This is a genomic window from Clostridium guangxiense (assembly GCF_021043395.1).
GTDB classification, from domain to species: domain Bacteria; phylum Bacillota; class Clostridia; order Clostridiales; family Clostridiaceae; genus Clostridium_S; species Clostridium_S guangxiense.
The window spans coordinates 1-8609 of the sequence record NZ_JAJNKE010000072.1 but is presented as its reverse complement, the minus strand read 5'-3'; the positions used below and the strand labels follow the sequence as shown (position 1 = coordinate 8609).

7 protein-coding genes are annotated in these 8609 nt (G+C 29.7%); 3 read left to right on the top strand and 4 right to left on the bottom strand.

Features of this window, described 5'->3' with window-relative positions:
• Window positions 1-435: 435 nt before the first annotated feature.
• The gene (locus tag LQK79_RS20355; protein ID WP_231017709.1) at window positions 436-1383 is read right to left on the bottom strand and encodes a GNAT family N-acetyltransferase; all 948 of its coding nucleotides are present in this window, start codon (window positions 1381-1383) and stop codon (window positions 436-438) included.
• 171 nt (window positions 1384-1554) lie between these two features.
• On the opposite strand from LQK79_RS20355, the gene LQK79_RS20350 reads away from it, so the two are divergent.
• Window positions 1555-2184, top strand: coding sequence for a DUF4230 domain-containing protein (locus LQK79_RS20350; protein WP_231017707.1), 630 nt, complete (start codon window positions 1555-1557; stop codon window positions 2182-2184).
• Between the two features lie 1168 nt (window positions 2185-3352).
• Here the strand turns inward: LQK79_RS20350 and LQK79_RS20345 are convergent.
• From LQK79_RS20345 to LQK79_RS20335, 3 genes are read right to left on the bottom strand one after another with little or no spacing between them, the layout of a single operon-like run.
• Window positions 3353-4858, bottom strand: coding sequence for a carboxypeptidase M32 (locus LQK79_RS20345; RefSeq protein ID WP_231017705.1), 1506 nt, complete (start codon window positions 4856-4858; stop codon window positions 3353-3355).
• Between the two features lie 15 nt (window positions 4859-4873).
• Complete coding sequence (locus LQK79_RS20340; RefSeq protein WP_157055839.1) at window positions 4874-5035, bottom strand: hypothetical protein; 162 nt, start codon at window positions 5033-5035, stop codon at window positions 4874-4876.
• A gap of 29 nt (window positions 5036-5064) precedes the next feature.
• Window positions 5065-5751 (bottom strand): beta/alpha barrel domain-containing protein, encoded by a 687-nt coding sequence (locus LQK79_RS20335; RefSeq protein WP_053243511.1) that lies wholly within the window; start codon window positions 5749-5751, stop codon window positions 5065-5067.
• Window positions 5752-6293: 542 nt separating this feature from the next.
• Between LQK79_RS20335 and LQK79_RS20330 the strand changes: the two genes are divergently transcribed.
• Window positions 6294-7238, top strand: coding sequence for an ABC transporter ATP-binding protein (locus tag LQK79_RS20330; protein ID WP_053243512.1), 945 nt, complete (start codon window positions 6294-6296; stop codon window positions 7236-7238).
• Window positions 7238-8425, top strand: coding sequence for an ABC transporter permease subunit (locus LQK79_RS20325; protein WP_231017703.1), 1188 nt, complete (start codon window positions 7238-7240; stop codon window positions 8423-8425). The genes LQK79_RS20330 and LQK79_RS20325 overlap by 1 nt, the downstream gene beginning before the upstream one ends.
• Window positions 8426-8609: the final 184 nt, after the last annotated feature.

Genomic DNA, 8609 nt, shown 5'->3' with positions numbered 1-8609 from the left:
TATTAAATAGAATTTCTTCTATTCAAAAGAATTGCTGGTTTACTTAATTCTTCTCTGTTTAATTTTCAAAGTTCAATATACTGCACGAGACAGCTTATATATAATATCATGTTTAATTTACTCTGTCAACACTTTTTAAAATGTTTTTTCAGAACTCATTAATCACCGTCATCTCGCGACGACGTTTAATATAATAACATGTTTATAATATTAATTTGTGTAGAAAATCATGATCTACTCAAACCATCATTATAAAATAACATTTTTCTTTGTTTTTCTCTCTTTTTTTCATAATGATACTCCAGGCATAGGTTATTTCTATTTAATTCAACTTAATTTAACTTTCATAGTAAGTAAGTATGCGAGTAAGCAAAAGAAAACCATTCTAAACTTGCCACATATCACTTATAATTAAATTCGGCATTATTTTCAAATTTAAGAAGACTGAGTATTTATTTTATAAAAAGTTATGTGATCTCTCCATTCGCCATTTATATACAGATACTTCTTATTTAATCCTAACTTCTCAAAGCCACATCCAATCAAAACACTTTGAGATTTTATATTATCTACTAAAGTTGATGCTTCTATTCTATGTAATTCCATTTCGTCAAATGCATAATTTAAAACTAAAGAAAGTGCCTGTTTCATCCATCCTTTTCCTTGATAATTTTCATCCATAGAATATCCTACAATTGCATTTTTAAAAACACCATATGTAATATTTGAGATTTGAACTTTACCAACAAGATCATTTTCCATATAGATTCCAAAGTTTATTCCTTCGCCATTTAAAAATTGCTTATAATTTTCCATAAGTATTTGCTTTTGCATTTCAAATGTATAAAAGCTTTCTTCCCTACTTGGTTCAAATGGTTTTAAATGTTGTCTATTCCTTACATAATACTCAAACATAGAACTTGCATCATCAGGAGTTAAAATTTTTACATTTATATCTTTACCAGAAAGCCTTAAAATATTTATTCTTTGATTATCATTATAAACTTTATAGTCTATTCCAAATATCAGTTCATTCTTATATATATTTTTTTCTACTATGCTTTTATCTACTATCCCCTCAAGTTCAAATCCTATATCAGTAAATGGCTTAGTTGCTATTTCTTCATCTACTACGACACTGACTTTATTAAAGTCTTTACTATTAAATAAGAAATCCAAAAAAGTTTTTAAAATCTCTTTAATGCTTTTAAAAACATTTTCTCCTTGCTTATATATTTTTATACGTATACAACAAAACTTGCTGATATTATTTATATCAATTATAAATATTCTTCCTATCGTAATTCCAAATTTATCTGATATTATGTATTCTCCTTTTATTCCGCTTGCTTTTTCAATGATTATATTTTTGCCTTTCAACATATATTAACCCCTGTTTCGTTCATAATAAAGATACATTTTAAATTATATCACATAGTCTCATAATATGATAAAATATATTTAATATAGTCCAAGTTATTTAAACAAGAACCTATAAATTTTGAAAGAAGTGAGGTAATAACATTCATGAAGTTTAATATACGAAAGAGAACAATGTTAACAGTTGTATTGCTTATCGTTTTGTTGTCTTTTTTCTCATATAAAATAGTAAAAATTTTTAAGGGCCATGCAAAACCATGGATAGTAGCTGATGCAAATGATGCATCGAAAAAATTTATCACAAAAGATACCGTTATAAAGAAAATTCAGCAAAAGCAGAAGCTCATAACAACAGAAGTTGAAATAAATGAAAAAGTTACTATAGATAATAGTTGGGGAAATATAGGAATTTTTAAAAAAATGCAAAACATCTCTTTCACTGGAAAAGGAGTCTACGTAGTTGATTTATCCTTATTAAAATCTTCTAATGTTTCTATAGATTCTAACAACAATATACTAACTGTAAAAATTTTAAAACCAAAAGTAGAATTAGTTACTATCGATGAGAGTAAAACTGTTTATGAAACACCCGAAAAGGGGTTGCTAAGATTTGGAGATGTTAAACTAACACCTGAAGAACATGAAATCATGATAGAAAATGTAAAAAAAGCTATGCGTGAAAAGATGAATGAAAATGAATATTCTAACAAAGCGCTTACTAATTCACAAAAATCAATGGAAAATATCATTAAATCCATTCTAAATAATGATTCTAAATATATCGTTAAGGTTAATTTTTTATAGAAATATACTTATTTTCACTTTGTTCAGTAATTCTTGCTATTTTAAACACATCAAAAAACTATAAAAACTGCCTTATCAGCAGTTTTTATTATATTTGACTATTCCCTTGATTAAAAACCCTAAGTTTAAAAATAAATAAAACAATAAGTTTGATAGCTGCACCTATTCCCTAGAAAACGTTTACCGCAGACGCAGCTAAAGTAATTGAACTTATTACCACTAACAAGACCCCCACCTTATTACCGGTAATTTAGCCTTCACGACCACACTTGATTGAACCTATATTATTCATTCACCACCCACAAATGAAAGAATAATTTATAAATACTTCAACTCTCAAAGTTTAACCTTAAAAACCCTTAACCTTTTAAGTACTAAATTTATAATCAGTATTTCTGATTACGTTTACATTATATCATATAACTTTTATTTTCTCAATACCTGTTTTCAATTATTTTTTATTTTTCATAATCATAATGACTATTAGTATAGATAGACAGCCTAAAAAGCCAAAATTGCTAATATTAAATTCATCCCGATAAACTAGAATTTAGCGAGGTGATATTGATTTGGAATATTAAATAAAGCTAATAAATCTAAGACGATAAATCCTAAAAATCTAAGATTTATAAAGCTTTATTTAAACCATCCCAAGTCAACATCATCTCACTTAGATCGAAAAAGCAAGGAATATACACATATACGAGGTTTGGGCTTTGCCCATTATCCTTCTTAAACGAAATATTATGTACATTCTATAATCCGATTCTCTACGAAAAATACAACTGTTAGCAAGATTTAACAATGAAAATGATTATAAATTGCTTAAATAACGTATTACAAAGATTCATGCCTAAAATTCCGTAGGTACGGAGGAATTTTTTCCTTGCACTACCGTGGGAGCGAAGTAACAATGCTGAAGGAACGATTTAAAAAAATTCTAATAAATCTTGGTTCAAAAATTGTAAAATACTTAGATATTTCAATCTGTCTGAGCAATAGCGAGTATAAACATACGTGGGGTTTGGGCTTTGCCCATTATCCTTCTAGAACCCAAAGCAACCACTTTTTTTAAATAACCACTTAGATTTATAGGATTTTTTTAACGCGACGAAGCATTGTTACTTCACAAATTCCAATTTGTCAGGATAAACTTCAAATTTATAATTTAGTATATTTTGCCAAACTTTCTGTCTAAGTATTCAATAAAATATTTTGAAGTAAGTTCTTCTCCAGTAACTTTTTTTATAAGTTCCGCTGGCTTATATATAGCTCCATATTTATGAATATTATCCTTAAGCCAGTTGTGTATAACATTCAAATTTCCCTTTTCTATTTCCGCATCTAAATCTGGAATATCCTTCTTCATTTTATTCAGGAATTGAGCACCATAAAGGTTTCCAAGTGCATAACTTGGGAAATATCCAAAACTTCCATCTGCCCAATGCATATCTTGTAAAACACCTTCTGCATCATTTGATGGTTCTACTCCAAGATACTCCTTATATTTCTCATTCCATACCTTTGGAAGTTCATCAACAGTTATTTCATCATTAATAAGCATCTTCTCTATTTCATATCTTATTATGATATGTAAGCTGTATGTTAATTCATCTGCTTCAGTCCTTATAAGTGAAGGCTCAACATAGTTAATTCCATCATAAAACTCCTCAAATGATACTCCATCAAACTGTTTAAACATTTTTACTGCTTCAGGATAGAAATATCTCCAGAAGGCTTTACTTCTACCTATTATATTTTCATAGAATCTAGATTGAGATTCATGAATTCCCATTGATGCTCCACGGTTAAGAAGGGTTCCTTGAAGTTCATCAGGTATATCCTGTTCATATATTGCATGACCGCCCTCATGAATACAACTAAAAAGAGCACTTCTAAAATCATTTTCATAGTAAAAAGTAGTTATTCTTACATCCTTATTTCCAAAATTAGTTGTGAATGGATGCATATATTCATCTATTCTTCCTGCCTCTTCATAATCATATTCCATTTTTTTGAGAACTAGCTTTGAGAATTTTTCCTGATCCTTCTTAGGAAAACTTTTACCAAAGAAATCAATTCTAGGAGTATACCCAGATTTCTTTATTTTATTAAGCACATCCATTATTCCATTTTTCATTTCTTCAAAAAGTTTGTCTAACCTTTCTGTTGTAATTCCTGGCTCATAGTCATCCAATAATGCATTATACTTGTTTCCTTCATAGCCCCAGTAATTGACAAACTTCTTGTTGAAATCTAATATCTTTTTAAGGTGAGGCTTAAATATGTTAAAATCACTTTTGTTTTTTGCTTCTTGCCATGCTGCAAGAGAAATAGAACATTCCTTAGTATATTCTTGATATTCATTATCAGGTATTTTTTTAGTTCTATAATAATCTTTTTTTAAATTATCAATTGTGGAAAGCATAACTTCATCAAGCTCATCTTTAACCCCATCAAAGAAATCAATAAACTTTTTAACTTCTTCCGATGTTTTTAGCTTGTATACCTCCCCAGCTAAATGCCCACTTACACTACTTCTATACTCAACTGCTTTACGTGGAGCATTCACCATATCATCCCACGAAAATACTGCTAAAGCAGAATACATATAGTCAATTTTATTTATATAGCTTTTAAGTTCTTTTATTTTCTCTTCTAAAGTTTCGTTCATACTAAAATTCCTCCCTTACATAATAACGGATTCTGTTTCCCTACAATATCTAGTTGTAAGACATTGACCAAGGTTTCTTGGACACTTTCTACACATACAGTCGCCTACTTTTCCATCACAGTTTTTATCCTTAAATTCTGGACAATGCTTACAATTAGAACCTTCTACTATAATCAAATATTTCACCTTCGTCTATTTCTAAATTATTACCTTATCTCATATTTTTCGCGATAACCCTTCATTTTTTCACTAAAAATTTCTCCATTTGATTCTGGAGTGTAAGTTATTGCATTTGCTCCTGCTTCTATCGTCTCTGCAATAGTTTTTTCGCTTGGTCCACCAGTAGCTATTATGGGGATTTCCGGGAACTGATCTCGTATTTTTTTCACTATATAGGCTGTCTTCTTCGCACCTGACACATTAAGTATTGTTGCGCCAGAATCTATTCTAGCCTTTATATCCTCATATTCAGAAACCACAGTAACAATTATAGGAATATCTATAGTTTCTCTAACGGCTTTTAAAACTTCATTAGGAATAGGACTATTTACAACAACTCCCATTGCCCCTTTAAATTCAGCATCTAATGCAAGATTAACAACCCTTTTTCCTGACGTGAGACCACCACCAACTCCACAAAATACAGGTACATCTGCTGCAAGAACAAGTGCTGCTGTTATAACAGGTTGTGGGGTAAATGGATATACAGCTATTACTGCATCAGCATTATTATTTCTTATGACGGCAACATCTGTAGAAAACAAAAATGATTTAAGTCTTTTGCCAAAAATTCTAATTCCAGTTGCATTTCTGATAACCGGTGGAACTTCAATCATATGACTTCTTAAAATTCCTTTTACTTCAGGCACATACTTGTTGTTTTTATTTGTCATAATTACCACATCCCTCATTATAATTTATATAGTTAACATAGGACAATGTGAAAAAAGGTATTCTATAGGTTTTACTATACCACACATAAAGCCTTATGAGCGGCCCGTAAAAAAGAATACCTATATTTTTCACATGCTCCTATAGATAAACAACCTAGGACCTAAAAATTGCAAGTTCCAAGTTTATCCTTACAAATTCTCATTTAACAGGATACATTTGTACTTATAATTTGTATATTTCAAATGGTTTATCTCTAATCTTTTACTTTTTGTTAGGTGAGTTAATTATAATTATTTTTTATTGCCTTTTCAACACATGTACATTTTTTATTTATTAATTTTTTGTTAAAATATTGAAATTTATATATATGTTATTATTACCGCATATACTATTATACGTTATTCCTGCCCCATTTATATATTTTAATTTTTATTATTCCCCAAAAGCGATTAGATTGACATTCATAAGCTTTATATATACTATTTAATGTATATAAATTTTATTTACCACAATATTCTTTATTAATAAAGGAGGTACCCTCATGGCTAATGTCCTTGAAGTAACTGACATCCATAAAAAATTAGGTAGCAGCCAAATAATAAAAGGTATAAGTTTTTCAGTAAAAGAGGGCGAAATTTTTGGATTTCTAGGTCCAAATGGAGCTGGAAAAACTACCACTATAAAAATGATTGTTGGCTTATTGTACCCTAACAAAGGAACTATAAAGATAAATAATTATGATGTGCAAGCTGAAAGAGAAAAGGCACTTTCCTCTGTTGGTGCTGTAGTTGAAAATCCTGAGTTATATCTTTATCTTACAGGAAGACAAAACTTAGAGCAAGTGGCAAGTTTTTACGATAATATAACTAAAGATGATATTGAAAATATAGGCAACTTAGTCGGTTTAAAAGGTCGGCTAGATGATAAAGTAAAGAAATATTCACTTGGTATGAAGCAGCGTCTCGGTTTAGCTTCTTCTCTTTTAAGTAAACCGAAACTCTTAATCCTTGATGAACCAACAAATGGCCTTGATCCATCTGGAATAATTGAATTTAGAAACATACTAAAAAGAACTGCTAAAGAGACAAATACAGGTATCTTTGTTTCTTCTCATATACTATCTGAAATAGAACAACTTTGTGATACGGTAGCATTCATAAAAAGTGGTGTTATTGAATCCATTGAAAGTCTAAATAAATCAACAATTAATGACTCTAAAACGGAAAATTTTGAAGAATTTATAATTAAGACAACAGAAAAGGATAAATGCAGCGAAAGTTTAAAAAATATTTCCTATATATCAGATTTTAAATTGCAAAGTGAAACTGAGTCTCCTTCAAGTTTTGTTGTAAAGGCAAAAGCTGGTTCAATTCCAGATATAGTAATTGATTTAGCAAAGAAAAATATACGTATAGAAGAAATATACAAAAAACATCAGCAGCTTGAAGATAGATATATGGAACTTGTAAAGGGAGTGAATAAGTAATGCATAAGTTAATAAAAAATGAATTTATAAAACTACACTATAGAAAAAAATTTGTTATTACTATAATAATCTTTGCACTAATTTGCGGTCTTTTTTCTTTTGCATATTCAAAAGTTCAAAAATATAGCACTCCTGATGCTCAAATAAGCATACTTAATAAATCAAAAACTCAGCTTCAAAACGAAAAAGATTCAACTTCTGATAGCACTAAAAAAGAACAACTAGAGCAATCTATATCTGGAATAGATAGTCAAATCGACCAGCTAAAAACAAGCAAGGCGAGTACTAGCAGCAAGAATTGGAAAGCTAGTTTAAAAAATCAAATTGACAGTTTAAAAGATCAAAAAAATTCTGCAACAGATATATCCTCTGATAATGCAAAGGAAACCTATAACAAGCAAATCATCTTTTATCAGTATTTTATAGACCACAATATAAAACCTCAAGCAAATGGAAGTTTCTCAGCTTTTAATTTTCTTGATTCTTTGTTCAAACTATTGGGTTCGTTATTTATACCAATCATAATCGCTATACTTTCAGCTGATATTGTATCTGGAGAATACACTCCTCCTACCATGAAAATGCTTTTGACAAGACCTGCGTCTCGAAGCAAGATACTCATTTCAAAATTTGTAGCAATACTCGCTTCTTCAATAATAATAATTACCGTGATAGAACTTGTAAGCTACTTGATTATGGGAATAATCTACGGATTTGATAACCCTATGTATCCTGTTTTAGTTGGTACAAAATATACGTCATCGGCAATTAAACTTTCTCAAGATAGCACAGGACTTATTCCTGTATTGGGAAGCTCATATATCATTGCAACCTGGAAATTTATTATTCAAATGTTTTTATTTCAGCTTTTGTATATATTGGCTTGCTGCTCATTATTTATACTATTTTCTACAATTTTAAGAAGCAGCACATTATCAATGACTTTAAGCATACTTGCTACTATAGTTGTAAACATATTATCTTCAATCTCATACTTAGCAAAAGCGACACCATTTTTCTTCTCAACTTATGGCTCAATATCGTCTATTTTAGATAGTTCTATAATTCAATCGACAGGCGTAACCTATATAACACCGCTATTCGGCTGCATATTCTTGATTGTGTTTTCAGCAATATGTTATTCAATATCCGCCTACGTCTTTCACAAAAAGGATATAAACATATAAGAGGTTTGGGCTTTGCCCATTATCCTTCTTGAACTATATTAAACCACTATGTAAATAACAACTCAAAACTTAGAATTAAGATATACCCATATAGAGGTTTGGGCTTTGCCCCATAGCCATCAACCTAATTATTCAGTAAACTGAATAATAAATATATTTAGCTTTTTTATTATAATGGAAATGA

What these genes read in the sequence shown, in the direction of transcription:
- LQK79_RS20355 (WP_231017709.1), bottom strand. Translation starts at nt 1,383, where the DNA reads ATGTTGAAAGGCAAAAATATAATCATTGAAAAAGCAAGCGGAATAAAA.
- LQK79_RS20350 (WP_231017707.1), top strand. Translation starts at nt 1,555, where the DNA reads ATGTTAACAGTTGTATTGCTTATCGTTTTGTTGTCTTTTTTCTCATAT.
- LQK79_RS20345 (WP_231017705.1), bottom strand. Translation starts at nt 4,858, where the DNA reads ATGAACGAAACTTTAGAAGAGAAAATAAAAGAACTTAAAAGCTATATA.
- LQK79_RS20335 (WP_053243511.1), bottom strand. Translation starts at nt 5,751, where the DNA reads ATGACAAATAAAAACAACAAGTATGTGCCTGAAGTAAAAGGAATTTTA.
- LQK79_RS20330 (WP_053243512.1), top strand. Translation starts at nt 6,294, where the DNA reads ATGGCTAATGTCCTTGAAGTAACTGACATCCATAAAAAATTAGGTAGC.
- LQK79_RS20325 (WP_231017703.1), top strand. Translation starts at nt 7,238, where the DNA reads ATGCATAAGTTAATAAAAAATGAATTTATAAAACTACACTATAGAAAA.